Origin of the sequence: Pseudoselenomonas ruminantium (genome assembly GCF_900104055.1) — a bacterium.
GTDB classification, from domain to species: Bacteria; Bacillota; Negativicutes; order Selenomonadales; family Selenomonadaceae; genus Selenomonas_A; species Selenomonas_A ruminantium_C.
The window spans coordinates 1-22020 of the sequence record NZ_FNJQ01000043.1; the positions used below are offsets into that span (position 1 = coordinate 1).

Here is a 22020-nt window from a genome sequence, read left to right on the forward strand (position 1 = left end):
AGGTATTGTCACCGATAACGTCCTTTGTGCCGTCGTAGGTCTTGGAGGCCTCGTTAGCGGTAAAGGTCAGGTTGGCCTGTTTTATTTCACTTTGCTCATTAGGCTTGTATGTGATGTTGTAGTTTTGGGTGGTGTCTTCGCCCTGTTTGTTGAGAATAGTAGCATATTTGGTGAAATCAACGGTTCTATATTCACCCTTGGACTTGTCATTGACATTGGCATTATCGTAAGCAACCGTGGGGTCAACACTGATGTATTCGTCATTGACAAGGGCAGTATGAGTATAGGTATTGTCACCGATAACGTCCTTTGTGCCGTCGTAGGTCTTGGAGGCCTCGTTGGCGGTAAAGGTTAGGTCGGCCTGTTTTATTTCACTTTGCTTATTAGGCTTGTATAGGATGTTGTAGTTCTTGGTGGTGTCTTCGCCATTGTTGTTGAGAATAGTGGCATAAGTGATGAAATCAACGGTTCTATATTCACCCTTGGACTTGTCATTGACATTGGCACTATCGTAAGCAACCGTGGGCTCAACGCTGATGTATTCGCCATTGACAAGGTCAGTATGAGTATAGGTGTTGTCACCGATAACGTCCTTTGTGCCGTCGTAGGTCTTGGAGGCCTCGTTGGCGGTGAAGGTCAGGTCGGCCTGTTTGATGGTCAGCTTAGGCGTGGTGTTGGTGAGGTTGTAGCCGTGCTGGTCGGAGTAAAGCAAAGATTGCGTAAGAGGCTCTTTGGTGTAATTCGTGGCAGAAACGATCGTGGTGTATCCCTTTAAATGTGCGGTTGGGCCATAGGTGGTGAAGAGGGAATGGGACTGTCCATCATAGGTATAGGTGGCATCATCCAATTCGAGCCTCTGCAGGAAGGCTGTGAGGACAGGCTGGTTATTATACACGCGCCAAGCGCCGCCATCGGTAATATTATCCGCAGTAACCGGAGCTGTATTGGCTTCTTTATAATATGTATTGGCCACCTTATCATAGGAATTGGTGAATTTTATGAGGCTATCAGAGGAGGCAAGTCCAATGGTGGTGCCACTTATTGTACCGGTGTTATAGGAATTGGACATTTGGTTTTTGCTGTTAGTATCAGTGTGTTGTTTATTAGAACGGGAAAGGCCGATAAGACCGCCGCTGTTTTTGGCAGTTACGTCACCGGTGTTGTAACTCTTATCGATGGCCACAACAAAGTCAATATAGGCGCTATTTTCATACACAGAGGAAATCTCCACTACACCAGCAATACCGCCGGCGTAAGAGTTTGTAGCTGTGCCGTTTTCCTTTATTTCACTGGTGTTATAGACACTAGTGACTCTCGGTGATTCACTTATAACTGCAGAATCTGTAGAATTGGTAGCAGGAGAACCGGTAAGCAGGCCGGCAATACCGCCGATATATGTGGTATAAGCAGTTCCGTTAGTTGAGGATACGTCGCCTTGATTGCTGACGTTTTTGATTTTGGTAGGCTCATCGATAAAGCCTGCAATGCCACCAATATAGATGCCATCACTCGCATCAGAACTGTTGATTGCATTAGTGTATGTGCCGGCTACGGATGCATTGTTTGTTACGCTGGTAATCGTAGAACTTGAGATCTGATTGGCCAAGGCGCCGGTATAGATAGCATTGGTGGCTGACACAGAACCTGCCAGGTTAAGATTGTAAATACCGCTGTTTTCAATGCTGTTGAATAAGGGAGCACCATTCAGCGTGATCTGATAGCCTGCGCCATCGAGGTGAATTTCCGTTGCAGCGATGGATGAATTTGAAGTAACATCGCCGCTTAGCATATATTGTCTGCCAGATGACAACGTGCTCAGGTCATTGGTCAGCTTGTAGTAACCTACATTACCATTAGATAAATTAGCAACAGAGGCAGGTACAGTATCCCCACTGTAGCCTACATGTACTTCGGCACCTGAATTGACTGTATAATTTGCCCCGCCGCCAACCGTGGCGGCAGTGTCGTTCAGGACAGAATGGCTGAAGGTGATAGTATCGCCTTCCAGCGTGATATTCATATCACTGAGGTTTGCGCGGTTGACAATATCTCCGCCGAGAGTAGCGGTATTCGCCAGACTGCCACCTTCCTTGAATGCTGTGAAATCCGCTTCAGTCAGATTCCGGGTGGAGGCATAGAGGCTGCCGACATTTTGAATCACGGCATGCTCACCGAAGATTACGCCATGCGGGTTGATGATATAGACTTTGCCGCCGCCGGAAATCGTGCCGTCGATAAAGGAACGATCCGTGCCAGCAACGTAATTAAGATAGTTTTTGTCATTGGTGAATTTTACTGTATCATATTGACCGACGTTAAAAGAATCCCAGGCGATGACATTGTTGTTAGCGTGACCGGTTATTTCCAGGCGGTCAACAGCAGGTTTTGCAAATTCAGCAGTAGTGCTGATACCGCCGTCGGGCAGTGTATGCGTTACATTGCTTACCGCTTCAACTGCCGGCTGATAGAGCCCGATGCTGGCGGCCAGTAATCCCGCTTGCACAGCCAATAACAGGCGCTGATGTTTTCTCTTACTCATGATTTACCATCCTTTCGGCAGGGGCAGAGCCCCGCTTAATCCTTTATATGTAATCTGACTAGATTTGCCAGAGTACCGTCAATTCCGTGGGGAAGATATCGCCGGACTGCTCCGGCATCAGCCGGGTGCCGTCGGCGAAGTCTTCGTATTCCTGCAGGCCTGCTTTTTCGAGCAGAGCCTTGACCTCTCCATAGTTTGACCAGAAGATAAGGTAGATATGGGTACGTGGATCATAAGGGAGCGGCAGCTGGCCGCCGGGGGCCAGCGCAATGAAATGCTCCTCCGGCGTCAGCTCAAAGTCCTGACGCAGCCTTGCTTCATCCCCGGCCAGCCCCATAAAGACGCGCTTTTTGCGGCGGCAGGTGTTTTCAATCTGCCGGATCTGCCGCAGGCGGTTTTGGATGTTGGTCAGGGCTATTTCTCTTGTGAGCTGATAGCTTTTGCTGATGATGTCTTCCTGCCACCAGGGCGTCTGCCGCAGATTGGTCAGGAACAGCCGGTTATAGCAATCTGACAGGTCAAGTCCGTAATCCCGCCCCCGATAGTGGTAGATGCCGGGGGGAAGCGTTCTGACATTTGACCGGTCAAATGCGCGGGCCCATTTCGTATGGATGCTGTACTGCCAGGGCAGATGCTGATAGTTGTCGCCATAGAAGGCAATGAGTATGTCATTGTCATAGGAGTCAAAGTCATCCTCGTATTGGGCAAGGAACGCCAGTCCATCCAGAAACAGGTTTCGTGAGCGCAGCTGCTCCAGATCCAGCAGCAGGATGCCCGAATTGAAAACCGTTTCCTTGGTGGCGCCGCATTTTTCGTAGAGGAAGGAAGAACTGGCGCGGGCCTTATCTGCCTGACCAAAATGTTCTGCCACTGACAGATCCGGCACCGCCCCAAGTGGAAAGCGGCCTAAATCCTCCTGCCAGAGTGAAGCGATATCCAAATTGACAATGGTGTCAGCGTCCAGATAGATGACACGCGTGACACTGTCCGGCAGGACTTGTGCCAGCAGCAGGCGGTACATATTGACGCTCGTGAAACGCTGGGAGGCCAGGCCCGCAGCGAAAATCTCCCGCCCGCGGGCCAGCAGCTCAGCATGTTCCGCCGGGATATCGTAGAAGTGAAGTTCAGCCCTGAAGGCAGCTGTCAGTTGCCGGAACTTTTCGCGGTTGGTTTCACTGATGCTGCCATCGTGCAACAGATGGATTGTTACTGGTGATTTTGTGTGCAGCAGCAGGGAATTCAGGGAGGCACCGAGAAATTTACTATATGTATTCTTTGTATCCGATAAGGTATAAGCAACATGGATGCGTTTCGTGGCTGGTCACCTCCTAGCGATGGGCCAGATAACTCATATAGCTGACCTTGGCATCGCGTTTGCGCCGCTGGCTGATTGGAATCTTGGAACCGTCCTTGAGGATGAATTCTTCCTTGTCCATCAGGCTCACATAATCCATATTGAGGATGATGCGGTGATGACATTCGAGGAAGCGATTGTCCTGCAGGAGAATCTCGGAGCAGTTGGCATAGGGCATCAGGGTATCCACATCCGTCTCGGCCAGATGCAGCCGCAGGGTGTGCTGGTCGTTGATATCCACATAGACGATATTGCGGAAGGGAATATCCACATTCTCGCCCGCTACCGGAATGCTGATATCTTTTTCCTGCGCCATGAGTTCCGGCAGGATGTGCTCGAAGGTCCTGGCAAATTCGTTGGTGTTGTTGGCCAGCGGTTTGATGAAGTAACCGGCGGCAAAGACGCGGTAGCCTTCCAGCAGATGTTCGGAACTGGTGGTCAAAAAGATGATGGGCACTTTTTCGTCCTGCTGACGGATGGCCTCGGCGGTTTCGAGCCCGGTCATGGTCCCCATGTAGATATCGAGAAGAATCAGGGAGAACCTGCCTATTTCAAAATTTTCAAGCAGCTCTTCGCCGGAGGAAAAAGTCTCGATGCGCAGCCGGCCGATAATTCCCGGATGAGTCTGCCGCAGATAGCGGAGCAGATGGGATTCTGCTGCCAGCAGATCCGATGTTTTGTCATCAACAATGGCGATTTTCATGTGAACACCTCTTTTGCGTTATTTTCAGTCAATATTTACTATTCACTTTGCTTTTAAAATACCATAAAATAGGAAAGATTTCTATAGTTTCTTAAAAAGTGATGAGTTTTTCCAAAAAGTGATGTATTTAGTTGCGCACCATTGAATAATCCGCTGTAAAAATTCGGAGAAAGGGGGGAGAATCTTGTCGCTGCTTGTACTGATTTTTTGCACGGCCATTGTGCTTGTGCAATTGGCTGGCGCTTACCTGCGTTTCCTGGCTTTTCGTGAACAGATGAAGCCGGAAGAGATTCGTCCCCTATGGCAGAATTTCATCACCTGGAGTGGGATGAGTCTGTTCATCTATTGGGGGATCTTCTGGCAGACAGGCCTGGTGATTGTGGCTTATAAAACGGTGCTGATGCTGGGCTGGATTCCCTATATGGTCATTTTCATGCGGGCTCTTCCCGGACGAAAACTGGCGCATATCTTCGTGTTGGGCATGGTGGCACTTTGGAGTTTCATCACGCATAACTGGAGCAATATTGCCGTCTCCCTGCTTATGGCGGAAGAAGCGGAAGCGACGGTTATCCTGGTGCATCCGTTCCTGTATCTGATCTGGTTTACCCTGCTGCTGCCGGTGGAGTGGCGCTTCTTCAAAAATATCCTGCCGGATGCGGCTCTCTTGGCCCGTAAGCCTTGGGGAATCTATATCGCCCTGCTGCCTTTTCTCATGCTGTCCGGTCATATCGTGCTGATTGCCGATGCCCAGCTCTGGCATAGCTGGGCGGAGCGTATTTCCCGCCTGTGCCTGCCGATGGCCTTTGTCTTTGCCTATCGCTATATCGTCGAGGCTGCCGGGCAGTTCTATGACAGGTCGCTCAACCGTCACAATGGGGAAATCATGCAGCGGGAGATTTCCTATCTGGAAGAATACCGGCAGCTGATGCAGGATCATAAGGCACAGGCGGAGCGTATGCAGGACAATCTGCTGGCTGTCTATGAAAGATTGCAGGCATTATTGAACCGGGGAGATGTGACGGCGGCCAAGGCATTCATCGAGAGTCAGGAGCAGCTGTTGGGCACGGTGTCCATTCGTGCCTATTGCAGATCCCCGATTGTCAATGCGGCAATCTCCCTGTATCTGCGGCGGGCGGATGAACAGGGGATTGCGGTTCGGCAGAAGGTCAACCTGCCCAAGGAATTGGCCACCGATGAAAACGATCTGGCCGTGCTGCTCTCCAATCTGCTGGAAAATGCCATACAGGCCTGTGCGGGCTGCCCCCGGCCGGAGTTGTCCCTGATCCTGCAGCATAATGGCCGGCAGTGCGTACTGGAAATCGTCAATACCTGCACTCGGAAACTGCAGCTTACGGAAGAGGGCCTGCCGGAAACGAAACATAAACAAGCCGGTCATGGAATCGGCACGTTATCGCTGAAAAACTTCCTGCTCAAATACGATGGCTATGTGGATTTTTCGCAGGAAAATGGACGGGTACGGCTCTTTATCTATTGGGAGGGCGGCAAATGAAACTTCTTCTTGCCTTATTGATCACTTTCGTGCAGCTGATTGTGGTTTACCTGCTGTTGATCCGCGAAGCAAAAGAGCGCCTGCGGCAGGAACAGGCCAATAGGCTTATGCGCCTGCGGCTCGAGGCGCTGAAGCGCGAAACGAATGTCGTCCAGCAGGGCATTGAGAGTACGCGGATACTGCGCCATGACCTGCGGCATCATTACCGGATGCTGTATGCCCTGCTCGAAGAGGGGAATATAAAAGCCGCGCTGGAGCATATTGCCAGCCAGCAGGAATCCATCCGGAAAATACGGCAGGGAAAGTAACCCCTTGCTTTTTGTGCATAAATGTTAGAAAATAGATATACATTGTAAGCGGAGGTAAGATTTAATCTATGAAAGTGAATTTACAGGAACTGGCCCATGCGCTGTCCCAGTCGGATATGCATCAGGGTTATATCGATATCGCCAGCGGCAAGGTCATCATCATGCAGGATGATCTGGGTGAGGAAGAGCTCCTCAATCATGTCTTTGATATCGAGGATGACTGGGAACATTACATTCCCCTGCCCAATGCGGTGGACAGTGAGGAACATAACCTGATGGAGAGCTTTGCCAATGCGCAGAAGGACGAAGTCAAAGCGCGGCTATTGGAAGTGTTGCAGCAGACCGGAGCCCAGCTGAAATTCCGGCAGCAGATCAAGCGCTTGCTGCTCAAAGCTGCCTGGGACAGTTTCAAGCAGGAATATTTTGTGAGCGTTGCCCGGGATTATTGTGAAGAAAATGCCTTGGAGTATGAGGAAGAAAAATGTTGATGGTACAGTGCTATGCATTCTTTTGGCTGCTGAGCAATGGCTCCTCCATGAAGATCATCATGGAGCGGTTAGGTGCGGACGCCGATGATGCCAGACAGAAGGAAAAGCGGGATGAGATCGAATCCCTGGGAAATTTCTTCTCCGGGGAAACCATCACCCGCATGATGCTGGGGATTGGTGTCCTGCTGCTCGTCTTTGACTGCGTGGGCTTTTTCCTGACCTATCAATATGTGCAGCTGCGCCCCTGGCAGCTGGGGATATTTTTTCTGGCAATTGCAGCCCTGCTGGTCGATGTGGGACGCAATATCTACCGTTATCGGGAGCTGAAGGCGGAAGATGCGGATGTAGCGGCTATCCTGACGGAAAGCTTTGACGATGTGAAGTCGGTCTGGAATTACGTCACTATGGCAGCAGTAAGCGGGAAGTTACTGCTGGCAGTCCTGTTGGTCCTCTGGACGGTGTTCCGTTGAATTGGCAGAAATAGAATTTTTGTGTATAATATATCAATGGGAAAATAAATTATAGTTAGGGGATTTTTTTATGCAGAAAATCAGAAAAGCAGTGATTCCGGCGGCTGGATTTGGGACGAGATTCCTGCCTGCCACCAAGGCGACACCGAAGGAAATGCTGCCAATCGTGGATAAGCCGACCATTCAGTACATCGTGGAAGAGGCCAAGGCCAGCGGGATCGAGGATATCCTGATCATCAGTGGTCATGGCAAGCGCGCCATCGAAGACCATTTCGACAGTGCGCCGGCGCTGGAGATGGAACTGAAGAAGAAGGGCAAGGATGATCTTCTGCAGATGGTACTGGAAACAGCGGATATCAACGTCCATTACATCCGCCAGCGCTATATGCGCGGCCTGGGCGATGCAATCCTCTGCGCTCGCTCCTTTATGGAGAACGAGCCGTTCGCGGTGCTCTTGGGGGATGATGTGGTCTATAACCCGCAGAAGCCGGCGCTCGCGCAGCTCATTGATATCTATGAGGCTACGGGCGGTTCCGTGCTGGGCTGCCAGAACGTGCCCGAGGAAAAGGTATCGGCCTACGGTATCGTAGCCGGAACGCAGACGGATAACGACCGCCTGATGCGCGTATCGGACATGGTGGAAAAACCGGCAAGGGAAGAGGCGCCCAGCCGTATGGCAGTGCTTGGCCGTTATATCATCAAGCCGCAGATCTTTGATATCCTGGCTGAAACGAAGCCAGGCAAAGGCGGGGAAATCCAGCTGACGGATGCCTTGAAGGTGCTGGCCCGTCAGGATGCGGTCTATGCTTATGACTTTGAGGGCAAGCGCTATGATGTAGGCGATAAGCTGGGCTTCCTGAAGGCTACGGTGGAATTTGCCCTGCGCCGTGAAGATCTGGGCGTTGCTTTTAAGGATTATTTGACGGAACTTACCAAGAGTTTCTGAGCTATTGAGCAGCTGATGGATCTGAGGTGTGACTCTTGCAGAAAAAAAATAAAGCCAATCTGGCCTTAGGTATCAGTGCGGCAGGTTTTCTGGGGACCATGGGGCTGACGGGGACGTTCCCCGCAGCCATGGTACATCATGGATTTTTGGCGGCGACGATTGGCGGTCTGGCAGATTGGTTTGCCGTGACCGCCATTTTTCATAGGCCGCTGGGAATTTCCTACCGCACGGATATCCTGCGGCGCAACCGCGCCCGCATTATGGATGCGCTGGTGACCTTCGCCAGTGAGGACCTGCTGAGTACCGATAATATCATGCAGGTCGTGGAAAAACAGAACACCGGGACCTTGTTGGCGGAATATTTCCTCCACCGGGGCGGGCGGGAGAAAGTGCATGAAGTGGTGAACACGGTGCTCTTGAAAGCCGTCAATGGGCTGGATTCCCAGCGCATTGCGCAGGAGCTCATGCCGGCAATCAAGCAGGGCATCAGCAGTTTCCCGTTGGAGAATATCCTGCCGGAAGTCCTGCGGCTGCTGGCCATGAACAAGCACAGCGAACGGCTGCTGGGGAGCATGCTGCTGGTGGGGGAACAGATCATCCTGTCGCCGGCTTTGCAGAATGCAATCCTCGCGCATATCCGCATGCTGCGGGAAAACTATGAGAAGGATTCGGCGGGGCGGGCACTGATCATCGCGTCTTTAGGGCTTAGCGATGAGAAGATACTTTCCCTGCTGGTGGAGCGCATGAAGGAGAAGCTGGCCCTTTGGCGCAGCGGTCAGGACCATGAACTGCTCAAATCCGGGCTGATGGCCATGTTGATCAGCCTGAGTCAGGATGAGCGTCTCAAGGATATCCTGCTGGACCGCAAGGAGCAGCTGCTGGAGCATATCGACCTGACTGATTATCTGGCCCGCTGGATGGAAGCCAATCTCAAAGGGGATAATCCATTCTGGCTGGAACAGGTCAATGCCTATACGGATGAACGTATTGACGAATACATCAGGTCCGCGGCCTGGCAGGCAAAATTCGATCAGATGCTGAAGGATTTCCTGCGCTCTGAACTCAGCAAGCATCATGCCCTGATTCCGGGAATCATCCGGGAGCGTCTCAATGAGTTCTCCGATGATGAATTGGTGGAATTCGTGGAAGACAAGGTGCAGGATGACCTGCAGATGATCCGCATCAATGGATCGATCGTGGGGGCTTTGGCAGGCATGGGCCTGTATATCCTCATTGCCGTGGCAGAAAGGATGTGGGGCTGATGAACAGAGGCATGAACAAGGCGGACAAGACCTTGCTGCTGGTGCTTGTCTGTTTCCTGACCGCTCTGGCGCTGCATCTGCAGTATCGGGACAGCGTGTTGGCGGCCGCGTTCCTCTTTGCCAGTGAAGCGGCACTGGTGGGCGGTATCGCCGACTGGTTTGCTGTGACGGCACTATTCCGCAAGCCATTAGGCTTTCCCTATCATACCGCCATCCTGCCCCGGCGCCGGGATGCGTTCATCCAGGCTTCGGTCACCCTGGTGCAGAAGGAATTTTTCTCCAAGCGCAAGATTTTCCATCATCTGGAGCGATTGCATATCATGCCCATGCTGATGGGCTGGCTGCGCGAACCGGCCACGGAAAGCCGGCTCGTCATGCAGCTCGTGAACTATCTGCGGGATTTCCTGCTCACGCAGGAGGCGGGGAAACATTCAAGCGTGCTGGCGGCCAAGGCCAGGGACGCACTAAATGCCATCGAGCCGGAGGATTTCTTCGCGCTTTGGGGCAGCTGGCTGCAGCAGACCGGCAAGGACAAGGCCTTTGTCAAGCGGCTGGCGCAATATTGGCATAAGCAGGCAGCCACGGAAGAGATGCGGCAGAATCTGCAGCAGATGCTGGAAGATTATGAAGCCGAAAAGATCAATGATAACCCATGGGCCAAACTGGCTTCCTTTGCGTTGCAGGCCGTGGACCTCGTGAACTATGGGGAAGCGGCGCAGCTTATGCAGAAGCAGATCCTGGCGATGCTGGAGGAGCTGGGCACAGAGGATTCGCCGCTGCAGCAATCGCTATTGGGGCTGTTCTATGAAAAATCCGCCGAACTCAATCATGAGCCGGAGTTCCACCAGCTGGTGCATGAACTGAAAGACAGCCTGCTGCGGGACCTGCCTTTGGAGCCGGCTTTGGAACAGATTTTTACCAACCTGCGGGAACACTTCCTGCAGGATAAGGCCATGGACGTAGATCCGCTGGCTGAGCATATGCCGGCGTTGCGTTCCCGGCTGGAAGAACTCATCAGCCTGGAATATCAGAAGACCTTGCAGCTGATGGAAGAGGATGCGGAACTGCGTAAAGTGATCAGTTCGTTCCTTTTTGATGTCATTGCCCGCTCGGCTCTCCATGCTCAGCAGCTCATTGGCGTGATTGTGCGCTCGGTGCTCTCTGGGCTTACGGATGAGCAGCTGAATCGGTTGGTCTACGACAAGGTGGAACCGGATCTGCTTTGGATCCGCATGAATGGTTCCATCGTCGGGGCCAGCATCGGTCTGGTGCTGTTCATTTTGTTCAAGCTTGTCGCCTGAAAGCCTGGAAAATAATAGAAAAAACTGCTAAATAAAAAATATTTAACCTAAAATAGCTGGATTTTATAGACCACATAGACTATAATATACTTTGTGACACGGTAGTGTAAAAAACCGTCATAGGAGGTATACAATGGCTACTGTTCAAGAGAAAATCGAATTAATGCATGCTAAGAAAGAACATATCATGCAGGGCGGCGGTGCGGCCCGCATTGAGAAGCAGCATGCCAAAGGTAAGCAGACGGCGCGTGAGCGCATTGCTAAGCTCTTCGATGAGGGCACCTTTGTGGAACTGGATATGTTCATGAAACATCGTTGCACCAACTTCGGCCAGGAGAAGAAAGAGCTCCCGGGCGAAGGCGTAGTGACCGGTTACGGCACGGTGGATGGCCGTCTGGTCTATGCTTATGCTCAGGACTTCACCGTTGAAGGTGGTTCCCTGGGTGAAAAGCATGCCCATAAGATTTGGAAGGTAATGGATCTGGCCATGAAGATGGGTGCTCCCTGCATCGGCATCAACGATTCCGGCGGTGCCCGCATTCAGGAAGCAGTCGATGCCCTGTCCGGTTATGGCGGTATTTTCTTCCGCAACACGGCAGCATCCGGCGTGATTCCGCAGATTTCCGTAATCATGGGCCCCTGCGCAGGCGGTGCTGTATATAGCCCGGCAATCACGGACTTTATTTACATGGTAAAGAACACCAGCCAGATGTTTATCACCGGCCCGGCGGTTATCAAATCCGTTACGGCTGAAGAAGTGACGGCAGAAGCTCTCGGCGGTGCTATGACGCACAACACCCGCAGCGGTGTGGCGCATTTTGCCGCAGAGGACGAAGACGACTGCATCAAGCAGATCCGTTACCTGCTGTCCTTCCTGCCCTCCAACAACATGGAGGATGCACCGGTTGTGGAAACCGGCGACGATCCGGACCGTCAGGATGAAAGCCTGAACACGGTTATCCCGGATAATCCAAACGCTCCTTATGACATGAAGGACGTCATCCGTTCCATCGTCGATAATGGCGAATTCTATGAAGTGCATGAGCACTTTGCTACCAACATCATCTGCTGCTTCGCCCGTTTCGATGGCCGCAGCGTTGGTATCATCGCCAACCAGCCGAGCGTAATGGCTGGCTGCCTCGATGTGGATGCATCCGATAAATCTGCCCGCTTCATCCGCTTCTGCGATGCCTTCAACATTCCTCTGGTCAACCTCGTTGACGTACCGGGCTTCCTGCCGGGTGTCGATCAGGAATACAACGGCATCATCCGTCATGGCGCGAAGATGCTCTATGCATACAGTGAAGCAACCGTTCCTAAGGTTACGGTCATCACGCGTAAGGCTTATGGCGGTTCCTACATCGCTATGTGCTGCCGTGAACTCGGCGCTGACCAGGTTATGGCTTGGCCGACGTCCGAAATCGCAGTTATGGGCCCGGCTGGTGCAGCCAACATCATCTTCCGCAAGGATCCGGACAAGGATGCCAAGACGGCAGAATACGTGGAGAACTTCGCTACGCCGTATGTAGCTGCTGAACGCGGTTACGTGGATATGGTCATCGAGCCGAAGGAAACCCGTCCTTACATCATCACGGCCCTGAATGCTCTTGCCAGCAAGCGCGAAGTTGGCCCGGCTAAGAAACACGGGTGCATTCCGCTCTAAGCTGTATTTTTCGGAGGTCTTTTACCATGAAAACTGAAGCAAATGGCGCTTCGCCAGAAGTTGTAGCCGCAATCACGGCTGCTGTACAGATGATGATGGGCAACAAGGTCGTAGCTGTGCGCATCAAGCGCAGCGATGTCTGGGCACTGTCCGCCCGCGGCGGGCTGGCTCGTCCTTTCTGATCCTTTGCCACGCAAATCTACTATGGGGGAATAACGAATGAAAAAGTTCAATATCACGGTTAATGGTACGGCTTATGAAGTCGAAGTTGAAGAAGTAAAATCCGCTGTTGCAGCTCCGAAAGCTGCACCGGCTGCACCGAAAGCCGCTCCGGCTCCGGCTGCTCCTGCAGCTCCCGCTGCACCGGCTAAGGCTGCTGTTGCTGCTGGCGCTGGTGAGCACTCCATCGATGCTCCGATGCCGGGCAAGATCGTGAAGCTCGTAGCCAGCGAAGGCCAGGCTGTAAAAGCTGGCGAAACGCTGCTGATCCTCGAAGCTATGAAGATGCAGAACGAAATCGCAGCTGACGCTGACGGTGTCGTCAAGACCTTCAACGTGGCTGCCGGCCAGAGCGTTAAGGCTCATGAATCCCTGGTTATCCTGGGCTGATTGATTTTACGGGATATTTACCAGTGTTTCCATTGCCATGTGCTTGATTTTGTGGTAAAATTAACGCCGTATCAAGTGAATAGCAAGGCAATGAGAAAGAGGAGTAAGGTCTTAGCTGCGGCATAGAGAGAAAACGGTTGGTGTAAGTTTTCGGGCAGCGGGCGTGAAGGTCGCTTTTGAGCTTCCAGACTGAAAGACAGTAGGTTTGGACGTTCGCCGCGTTAAGGCTTTGAGCTGACCGGTCATCTGACCGACCAGGAACATTGGTGGTACCACGAAAGTATGCGCTTTCGTCCTTTGGGGCGGAAGCGCTTTTTATTTTGAAGGAGGATAAAGATGAGCGAAGTTTTGGAACAGGAAAACAACATTCCGAAAGTTTATGATCCGCAGTCGTTTGAAAAGAAATGGTATAAGTTCTGGGAGGATAACAAACTCTTCCATGCAGAGGTCGATAAGAGCAAGAAGCCGTACAGCATGGTAATCCCGCCGCCAAACGTCACGGGGCAGCTCCATATGGGCCATGCATTGGACAACACGCTGCAGGATATCCTGATCCGTTTCCGCCGCATGCAGGGCTATAATGCCGTTTGGGTGCCGGGCTGCGACCATGCCGGCATCGCCACGCAGGCCAAAGTGGAAGCCGCCCTGCGTGAAGAGGGCAAGACGCGCTATGACCTGGGCCGCGAGAAGTTCCTGGAACGCGTCTGGGATTGGAAGGAACAGTATGGCAACCGCATCATGTCCCAGCTGCGCTCTTTGGGTTCCTCCTGTGACTGGGATCGTCAGCGCTTCACGATGGACGAAGGCTGCTCGGCTGCTGTGCGCGAGGTGTTCGTAAGCCTCTATGAAAAAGGCCTGATCTATCAGGGTACGCGCATCACCAACTGGTGCCCGCATTGCAATACGGCTATTTCCGATATCGAAGTGGAACATGAGAATGAAGCCGGCCATCTCTGGCACCTGCGCTATCAGGTAGAGGGCGAGGATCGCTATGTGGAAATCGCCACCACTCGTCCCGAAACCATGTTTGGTGATACGGGCGTAGCCGTGCATCCGGAAGATGAACGCTATAAGGACATCGTGGGTAAGACCCTGATCCTGCCGATCGTCAACCGCCGCATTCCGCTGTTTGCCGATGAATACGTCGACAAGGAATTCGGTACGGGTGCTGTAAAGGTTACGCCGGCACACGATCCTAATGACTTTGAGATGGGCCTGCGCCACAACCTCGAACAGATCAAGGTCATCAACAACGACGGCACGATGGGCGAAGGCGCTGGCAAATACAATGGCATGGACCGCTATGAATGCCGCAAGGCCCTCGTCAAGGAACTTGAAGAACTCGGCGTGCTGGTTTCTGTGGAAGACCATGAACATGCCGTAGGCCATTGCTCCCGCTGCCATAGCACGATTGAACCGCTGGTTTCCAAGCAGTGGTTCGTCAAGATGGAAAGCTTGGCTAAACCGGCTATGGAAGCTGTGCAGGACGGCCGCATCAAGTTCGTGCCGGAACGCTTCAGCAAGATTTACCTGCAGTGGCTCGAAAACATCCGCGACTGGTGCATTTCCCGCCAGCTCTGGTGGGGACATCGCATCCCAGCCTGGTATTGCGATGACTGCGGTGAGACCAGCGTATCCCGCACGGACCTCACGGAGTGCCCGCACTGCCATAGCAAGCATATCCATCAGGACGAAGACGTACTCGATACCTGGTTCAGCTCCGGCCTCTGGCCGTTTGAAACCATGGGCTGGCCGCAGGAGACGGAGGAGCTCAAGCACTTCTATCCGACGGCAACGCTCGTGACGGGCTATGACATCATCTTCTTCTGGGTAGCCCGCATGGTCATGATGGGCCTGGAATTTGGCAAGGACATCCCGTTCCATCATGTATTCATCCATGGCCTCGTGCGCGACAGCCAGGGCCGCAAGATGAGCAAGTCCCTGGGCAACGGTATCGATCCCGTGGAAGTCATCGAAAAGTATGGTGCCGATACGCTGCGCTTCATGCTGATCACGGGCAACACGCCTGGCAACGATATGCGCTTCTACTGGGAACGTGTGGAAAGTGCCCGCAACTTCGCCAACAAGATCTGGAACGCTTCCCGCTATATGCTCATGAACCTCGAAGAAGGCTATGATAAGAACTTCAAGCCGGGCGAAGAGGATTATACGCTGGCTGACCGCTGGATTCTCTCGCGCTATGCCCGCACGCAGCGCGATGTGACGGAAAACCTTGATAAGTTCGAGCTCGGTGAAGCCGCCCGCATGCTTTATGAATTCATCTGGAATGAATTCTGCGACTGGTATATCGAACTCACGAAGGCCCGCCTCTATGACAAGGAAAATGCACAGGCCCGCAATACGGCCCTCTATGTGCTGCGTTATGTTCTGGAAGGCACGCTGCGTCTGCTGCATCCGTTCATGCCGTTCCTCACGGAAGAAATCTGGCAGAAGGTACCCCATGATGAAGCACTCAAGAGCATCATGGAAACCGAATGGCCGGCTGGCGATGCAGGCTGCATCAGCGATGAGATCGAAGCCGATATGACGGCCATCATGGAAACCATCAAGACCGTCCGCAACATGCGTGCCGAAGTCGGTGCGGCTCCGAGCAAGAAGAGCGAACTGATCCTCTCCTTCACGGACGAGAGCCTGCGTGCCGTATTCACGGAAAACCAGAGCTATCTGGACAAGCTGGCATCCTCTGATCCCATCACGATCCTGCCTGCCGGTGCTGCTAAGCCTGAAAACGCCATGGCCGGTGTGGTCAGCGGCGTGGAAGTATTCTTGCCGCTCAAAGGCCTTATCGATGTGGAGAAGGAAACGGCCCGCCTCAATAAAGAACTGGAAAAACTGGACAAAGAAATCTCCCGTCTGGCGAAGAAGTTGGGCAATGAGGGCTTCCTGGCCAAGGCACCTGCCGATGTCGTAGCAGGTGAGAAGGAAAAACTGGCTGGTTACGAGGAAAAGAAAAAATCTGTGGAAAGCCGCATGCAGGACTTGGCTAAACTTTGATAGGGGTGTCCTATATGAACTATGAGGAGTCTCTGGAGTATCTGGAAAGCCTCAATATATTTGGCATTAGACTTGGCTTGGAACGCATTCAAAAATTACTGGCAAGATTGGAATTACCGCAGGAACGCTATCGCACCATCCACGTGACGGGAACCAATGGCAAAGGCTCCGTGTCCGCCATGCTGGCGGGCATCCTGCGCCATTCAGGCATCCGCACGGGCTTTTACAGTTCGCCCCATCTCGTTTCCTATACGGAGCGCATCCGGGTGGACGGGCAGCCCATCAGTGAGCAGGAATTTGCCGATTGCCTGAGCACCATCAAGGTCTATGTGGACCAGATGGTGGCCGAGGGCGAGGAATGTCCGACACAGTTTGAAGTGCTCACGGCATTGGCTTTCGTATACTTTGCCATCAAACATGTGGAGTATGCGGTGATTGAAGTGGGGCTCGGGGGACTCCTCGACTCCACCAATGTCATTGTGCCGGAAGTCTCTGTCATCACCAATGTGACCTTGGAACATGCGGACCGTTGCGGCGGCACGCTGGAAGGCGTAGCCCATCACAAGGCGGGCATCATCAAAGATGATGTGCCCGTGGTCACGGCAGCTCAGGGCGAAGCACTGGACATCCTGCGCCAGACGGCGGAGGAGAAAAACGCCGATATCTTTGTGGCGGGCGAGGACTTTAGCGCCGAATTCATCAGCTGTGAGAGTAATTTCCAGCGGCTGGAATTTTCCTCGGGACTCTTAGGTGCGGTGAAGGTTCCCTTCACCCTGCACCTGATGGGCAAGCATCAGATTGAGAACGCCGCTGTGGCGGTGATGACGGCCCAGCTCATCCATAATCTGGACAGCCGCATCACGAACAAGACCATTGACGATGCCCTGAGCCTCGTGAGCTGGCCGGCCCGCTTTGAGCGGGTGGACATGGGCAGCCAGAAAGTCATCATCGACGGCGCCCATAATCCGGCCGGCATGCAGGCCCTGCGGGAAAGTCTGGACCTTTACTATCCGGTGGAGGAACGGGTTTACCTGCTTGGTATCCTCAAGGACAAGGATATCGAGCATATGCTCGGCATCCTGTTGCGCCCCAATGATACGGTGGTGGTCACTGTACCGCATTCGGACCGGGCCAGCGATCCGCAGGTATTGACCGGTCAGGTGGCTCGCTTCGTGCAGCATGTGGAAACCATGGCTGACAATGACGAGGCCATGAATCGGGCTTTGGAACTGGCCAATGGTGAGAAATTGCTCGTGATGGCAGGTTCCCTCTATCTGGTCGGCGGCCTTCGGCAGATGCTGCTTGAGCGTAAGGGGGGAGAAGCATGAGTGCGAATGAATCCTCCGGTATGAGAGCGGTCAATGCCAAACGGCGGGCCGCGAATCGGGAGAAGTGGCGGGCAAGATACGAGAAATGGTCCTGGCAGTTCGTGCTGGCCGAGGCCTTTCTGCTGGCGCTTTTGCCGCCGGCAGCTACAGCGGCTCTGCTCTTTGCCACGATCCTGACCGGCCTGCGCTTCCGTTCGGATAAGGACTTTACCTTCCGGCATCTGCCCTTTGATGTGCCCGTAGGACTGTTCGTCCTGCTCAGTGCGTTGTCCATCCTGGTATCACCGGACAAGGCCTTCAGCTTCTACAACTGGTATAATCTGGTGGGCGTCTATGTGCTGACTTACTTCGTCGTGGGGCAGAATCTGCGCAGCCGCAAGCAGGTCAAGGAATTGCTGGTGGTTGTGGGAGCAGCAGCCGTGTTTGTCCTGCTCTATGGCTTCTATCAGTTCCTGTTCGGCATCGATATCAGCGCCATGAAGTGGGTGGATGGCGATGCCTTCCCGGAACTCAGGAAGCGCGTGTTCTCCACCTGGGAGAACCCCAATATCCTGGCCGGTTATCTCGATATCATCATCTGCCTGGCCTTTGGCCTGTTTGTCAAGGCCGGGACCAAGCGGAAGCAAATCGTCTTAGGTGTGTTACTCGTGGCTGCGGCCGCCTGCCTTGCCATGACTTATGCCCGCGGGGCCTGTCTGGTGATTGCCGCCATCTTTGTCGTTTACGGCATGTTCAAGGACTGGCGGGTATTGCTGGCCTGTGCCGTGGTGGGCGTTGGACTGCTTTTGGCAGATCCCGTGCTCTATGAGCGTCTGACCTCGGTATTTACCAAGGTGGACACCTCTTCGGAAATGCGGCTGGCTTTCTGGGAAAGCACCATTGCCATGATCCAGGACCATCCGTTCCTGGGCATTGGCTGGGGCGCTTACTGGAAGGTCTATCCCGAGTATGATTTCTATCTGCAGGGTGCCGATATCCTCATCGTGCATGCGCATAATATGTATTTGAATTATGCGGCGGAAATCGGCATCCCCGGCATGCTTTCCTTTATGTGGCTGTTCTTCGGTTCCTTGTGGCTGGCCCTGCAGCAGCGATTCCTGCCAGAGCAGCCGGCCGTATCAGCTCCCACGCCCTTTGATTACAACGAAGAAGCGGCAGCGGATGTGGAACTAAAAAAAGTGGCCGACAGCGTGCAGCAGCCCGAGGAGACGCCGCAGCTGTCCCTTTGGCAGGATTTCATCCATTGGGAGGACTGGCGCCTTTTCAGCGGGGCTTCCCTAGGTCTGGGACTTGCCTTGATTTCGGTGGCGCTTAATGGTTTTACCGATGATTTGCTGTTTAATATTCCGACATCCATGTTCCTCTGGATGCTGATGGCTTTTATCGCTGCTTTGGCCGCTTTCAATCCACCACAGGATGAGGAAGAGATGGTCGAAGAGATAACCGCTGAAGTCCCGGCGGCCGAGAAGGTTCCTGACGAAAAAGTCACGGCAGAGCCGACTTTGGCTGAGAAGATGAAGGCGGATATGGAAACAGAAGAGAAAGAGGAACAGCAGCCAGCGGCAAGCGATGAGGCAGAGAAAACTGTGGAAACAGCCGAAGCTGCTGAAACTGCCGAAAGTGCTGAATCCGCTGAAGATGCGGCAGAAGCTGCAGAGAGCGAGACCGAGGCAAAACAGGCAGACAATACCAATGATAAAAAGGAGGCAGAGGCTGATGAAAAGTCAGGTGAACATATCAAAGGCGACCATTGACCGGCTGCCCCTGTATTTCCGCACCCTGCGGTTGGCGCAGGATGAGGGCAAGGACATCATATCCTCGGATGAACTCGGACGCCGCTTAGGCATCACGCCGGAGCAGATCCGCAAGGACCTCGCATCCTTCGGCCAGTTCGGCAAAAAGGGTGTAGGCTATTACGTCAACGAACTCAAACGCAATGTCGGAGATATTCTGGGGTTGGACAATCATTGGAACATTGCCATTGTCGGCATCGGCCATCTGGGCGCAGCCCTGGCCAACTTCCACAATTTTGTCACCCTGGGGTTTAACTTGGTGGCGCTGTTCGATCAGGATCCGGAGGTTATCGGTACCACAGTGAACCATATCAAGGTGGAAGATGTAGCCAATCTGGAACAGATCGTAAAGGAGCGGCAGATCCATATCGGCATCATTGCCGTGCCGGCCGCCTTTGCCCAAGGTGTGGCCGATAAGCTCGTAGCCGCTGGCGTCAAAGGTATCTGGAACTTTGCCCCCATCAAGATGGAGGTGCCAAGTTCCATGCATATCGTCAATGAAGATTTGTCGGTGGGGCTTAGTAGCCTGTCTTACCATATAACAAGAAAATAAGCAAAAGGTTCTTTGTATGTTTGTTTGTACAAAGAACCTTTTTGTTAAGCGCAAAATACATTGTTAATTTTAAGCAATGCATTTTGCGCTTATTTTAATGCAAAAAATAACAGAAAACAACATTTTTGTGGATAAAAATGATTTTTTTTACATAATGTCTTGTGGGGGGGGGCATATGTGCTAATATAATGGAGTGTGTAAAAAGAACTAATTGAAAGGAAGAATTAATCCCATGTTTGAAGTCCGTCAGACCGAAGAAATGATCAATAAAACATTCCGCCTCCCGCAAAGTCTACTGGAGGAACTCACAAAAGTAGCCGAACACGAAAAGGTATCCGTAAACAACCTTGTCCGCCAATGCTGCGAGTACGCCCTCAGCAACATGAAAGCCGAGAAGTAATCAAACGGGCTGAAAAAAGCCTTCCCCTTGAGGGGGCGCGGAAGCGCGGGAGTCCAGTGGACTCCCCGGGCAGTGGGCGTGAAGCGCTCGGATGAGGTGGCAATCAAATCAGAAAGGATTATATGACATTGACCGCAGATACTACCCAAAATTCCATAAGGCAAAAGGCGAGGCGTTATCTGGCACCGGTTCTGTTCCTGCTGACTGACTACATGGCCGTCATTCTGACCGGTCAAATGTCAACGTCAATTTATGATCTGTCAATCCACAGGGCTTATCTATACTTTTGGCTACCCCTGACATTCCTGCTATTCCTCGTCCAGTCAAAAATCTACAATACCATGCAGCCATTTATCTACACCGTGCGCAGCATCTTCTACGGCATATCCTATGCCATGCTGGCCTGTGTGGCTGCGCTGTACTTCTTCACGAGCTGGCAGGCGTCGCGTTCTTTTTTCATAGTTTTCTGGCTATTAATGCTAATCACGATTTACTGCGAACGACTGGCCGTCAGCTTTTATCTGAAACACCGCCATCATCTTTATGAGGACGTAATCATGATCGGTGCCGGCAAAACCGCTGAGCGCGCCCTGCATTTCTTCAAGGATGACTTGGGCTATCGTTATAATATCGCCGGCTTCATTGACGATAATCCCATTTCGGATAAGATTCCCAAGCATTATAACCTGTTGGGGACTGTGGATGAAGCAGAACAGATTATAAAAAGCAGCCATGCCCAAACGGTGATCATAACAGCACCGGGTATGGAACGGGATAAGCTCCAGCATCTGATTACTACAGTCCAGCCGCATGTAAGGCATCTGTCCTATGTGCCGGATCTCATTGGTACCCCGATGGCCGATGTAGAAGCACAGTCTCTGTTCAGCGAAGAAATCCTGATGCTGCATATGAGGAATAATCTAGCCTTGCGACGCAACAGGTTTTACAAACGAGTCTTCGACCTGACCTTGACTACTATCGGCGGATTGGCAATCAGTCCGATTCTGTTAGCGCTTGCGATTTGCATCAAGCTGGATTCCAAAGGCAGTGTATTCTACAATGCAGACCGCATTGGCAAAGATGGCAGGAATTTCAAATGCTATAAATTCCGTTCCATGCATGCCAATGGTGATGAAATTCTCAAGGATTATCTGGCAAAGAACCCTGATGCTGCTGAAGAATGGAAAAAATATGCAAAACTCCGGGATTACGATCCCAGAGTCACCAAAGCAGGTGCATGGATGCGCAAATACAGTCTCGACGAACTGCCGCAGATACTAAATGTCATCAAGGGGGATATGAGCCTGGTCGGCCCAAGGCCCTACCTGCCAAGGGAAAAAGCCGACATCGGCAAAGACCTCAGCACCATAACCATGAGCCTTCCCGGCATCACTGGGTACTGGCAGGTCAGCGGCAGAAATGACGTCAGCTTTCAGGAAAGAGTCACCATGGATACCTGGTACGTCAGAAACTGGTCCGTATGGCTCGATATCATGTACCTGGCCAAAACCTTCACCGCTGTCCTCTTCGGCAAAGGCGCATACTAAAAAGCCTTCCCCTTGAGGGGAAGGGGGACCGCAAGGCGGTGGATGAGGTGTTTTAAACCTCAAAAATAACTTTAAGGAGCAAATCTCAATGGAAAATAAACCACAACATTTAGAAGAAGACACCATCGACCTCGGTAAATTAGCCAACATCGCTATCGACCACAAAAAACAGGTAGGCGGCATCATCATCGGTTGCACATTATTGGCCGCCGGCATCAGTTTCATCCTGCC

At 52.5% G+C, this 22020-nt stretch carries 19 protein-coding genes and 1 other annotated feature; of the genes, 16 read left to right on the forward strand and 3 right to left on the reverse strand.

What is annotated here, in order from left to right; translation table 11 throughout:
* From BLQ59_RS13780 to BLQ59_RS13790, 3 genes are all read right to left on the reverse strand, one after another.
* A partial coding sequence (locus tag BLQ59_RS13780; RefSeq protein WP_143005370.1) for a filamentous hemagglutinin N-terminal domain-containing protein occupies positions 1-2539 on the reverse strand: 2539 nt, incomplete at its 3' end.
* A 58-nt stretch (positions 2540-2597) separates the two neighbouring features.
* On the reverse strand, positions 2598-3845 hold the full coding sequence (locus BLQ59_RS13785) for a glycosyltransferase family 8 protein (protein ID WP_081342589.1): 1248 nt from the start codon (positions 3843-3845) through the stop codon (positions 2598-2600).
* Positions 3846-3867: 22 nt separating this feature from the next.
* Positions 3868-4596, reverse strand: coding sequence for a LytR/AlgR family response regulator transcription factor (locus tag BLQ59_RS13790; protein ID WP_074573419.1), 729 nt, complete (start codon positions 4594-4596; stop codon positions 3868-3870).
* Between the two features lie 184 nt (positions 4597-4780).
* Here BLQ59_RS13790 and BLQ59_RS13795 point away from each other — a divergent pair, with 184 nt between their 5' ends.
* The 16 genes from BLQ59_RS13795 (at position 4781) to wbaP (ending at position 21789) form a co-directional block, all read left to right on the forward strand.
* Positions 4781-6106 carry a sensor histidine kinase gene (locus tag BLQ59_RS13795; RefSeq protein WP_074573420.1) on the forward strand — a complete coding sequence of 442 codons (1326 nt, stop codon included), beginning with the start codon at positions 4781-4783 and terminating at the stop codon, positions 6104-6106.
* Positions 6103-6414, forward strand: coding sequence for a hypothetical protein (locus BLQ59_RS13800; RefSeq protein WP_074573421.1), 312 nt, complete (start codon positions 6103-6105; stop codon positions 6412-6414). Before BLQ59_RS13795 ends, BLQ59_RS13800 begins: the two co-directional genes overlap by 4 nt.
* A gap of 68 nt (positions 6415-6482) precedes the next feature.
* On the forward strand, positions 6483-6902 hold the full coding sequence (locus BLQ59_RS13805) for a UPF0158 family protein (protein ID WP_074573422.1): 420 nt from the start codon (positions 6483-6485) through the stop codon (positions 6900-6902).
* A complete protein-coding gene (locus BLQ59_RS13810; protein ID WP_074573423.1) occupies positions 6896-7372 on the forward strand; it encodes a hypothetical protein in 477 nt (158 codons plus the stop codon). The genes BLQ59_RS13805 and BLQ59_RS13810 overlap by 7 nt, the downstream gene beginning before the upstream one ends.
* 70 nt (positions 7373-7442) lie before the next feature.
* Positions 7443-8318, forward strand: a complete 876-nt coding sequence (galU, locus tag BLQ59_RS13815) for a UTP--glucose-1-phosphate uridylyltransferase GalU (protein ID WP_074573424.1) — start codon at positions 7443-7445, stop codon at positions 8316-8318.
* Between the two features lie 35 nt (positions 8319-8353).
* Positions 8354-9580, forward strand: coding sequence for a DUF445 domain-containing protein (locus BLQ59_RS13820; protein WP_074573425.1), 1227 nt, complete (start codon positions 8354-8356; stop codon positions 9578-9580).
* Positions 9580-10881, forward strand: a complete 1302-nt coding sequence (locus BLQ59_RS13825; protein WP_074573426.1) for a DUF445 domain-containing protein — start codon at positions 9580-9582, stop codon at positions 10879-10881. The genes BLQ59_RS13820 and BLQ59_RS13825 overlap by 1 nt, the downstream gene beginning before the upstream one ends.
* A 133-nt stretch (positions 10882-11014) precedes the next feature.
* Positions 11015-12544, forward strand: a complete 1530-nt coding sequence (mmdA, locus tag BLQ59_RS13830; RefSeq protein ID WP_074573427.1) for a methylmalonyl-CoA decarboxylase subunit alpha — start codon at positions 11015-11017, stop codon at positions 12542-12544.
* 26 nt (positions 12545-12570) lie between these two features.
* Positions 12571-12726, forward strand: a complete 156-nt coding sequence (locus tag BLQ59_RS13835) for a hypothetical protein (protein WP_026765872.1) — start codon at positions 12571-12573, stop codon at positions 12724-12726.
* A 37-nt stretch (positions 12727-12763) separates the two neighbouring features.
* Positions 12764-13153 carry a biotin/lipoyl-containing protein gene (locus tag BLQ59_RS13840; protein WP_074573428.1) on the forward strand — a complete coding sequence of 130 codons (390 nt, stop codon included), beginning with the start codon at positions 12764-12766 and terminating at the stop codon, positions 13151-13153.
* Positions 13154-13234: 81 nt separating this feature from the next.
* Positions 13235-13454, forward strand: a binding site (T-box leader).
* 35 nt (positions 13455-13489) lie between these two features.
* On the forward strand, positions 13490-16168 hold the full coding sequence (locus BLQ59_RS13845; protein ID WP_176756822.1) for a valine--tRNA ligase: 2679 nt from the start codon (positions 13490-13492) through the stop codon (positions 16166-16168).
* 14 nt (positions 16169-16182) lie between these two features.
* Positions 16183-17496 (forward strand): bifunctional folylpolyglutamate synthase/dihydrofolate synthase, encoded by a 1314-nt coding sequence (locus BLQ59_RS13850; protein WP_074573429.1) that lies wholly within the window; start codon positions 16183-16185, stop codon positions 17494-17496.
* Complete coding sequence (locus BLQ59_RS13855) at positions 17493-19250, forward strand: O-antigen ligase family protein (RefSeq protein WP_074573430.1); 1758 nt, start codon at positions 17493-17495, stop codon at positions 19248-19250. The genes BLQ59_RS13850 and BLQ59_RS13855 overlap by 4 nt, the downstream gene beginning before the upstream one ends.
* On the forward strand, positions 19213-19842 hold the full coding sequence (locus BLQ59_RS13860) for a redox-sensing transcriptional repressor Rex (protein WP_256324690.1): 630 nt from the start codon (positions 19213-19215) through the stop codon (positions 19840-19842). The genes BLQ59_RS13855 and BLQ59_RS13860 overlap by 38 nt, the downstream gene beginning before the upstream one ends.
* Before the next feature lie 232 nt (positions 19843-20074).
* On the forward strand, positions 20075-20242 hold the full coding sequence (locus BLQ59_RS15825) for a hypothetical protein (protein ID WP_074573432.1): 168 nt from the start codon (positions 20075-20077) through the stop codon (positions 20240-20242).
* Between the two features lie 122 nt (positions 20243-20364).
* Positions 20365-21789 carry an undecaprenyl-phosphate galactose phosphotransferase WbaP gene (wbaP, locus tag BLQ59_RS13870; protein ID WP_074573433.1) on the forward strand — a complete coding sequence of 475 codons (1425 nt, stop codon included), beginning with the start codon at positions 20365-20367 and terminating at the stop codon, positions 21787-21789.
* Positions 21790-22020: the final 231 nt, after the last annotated feature.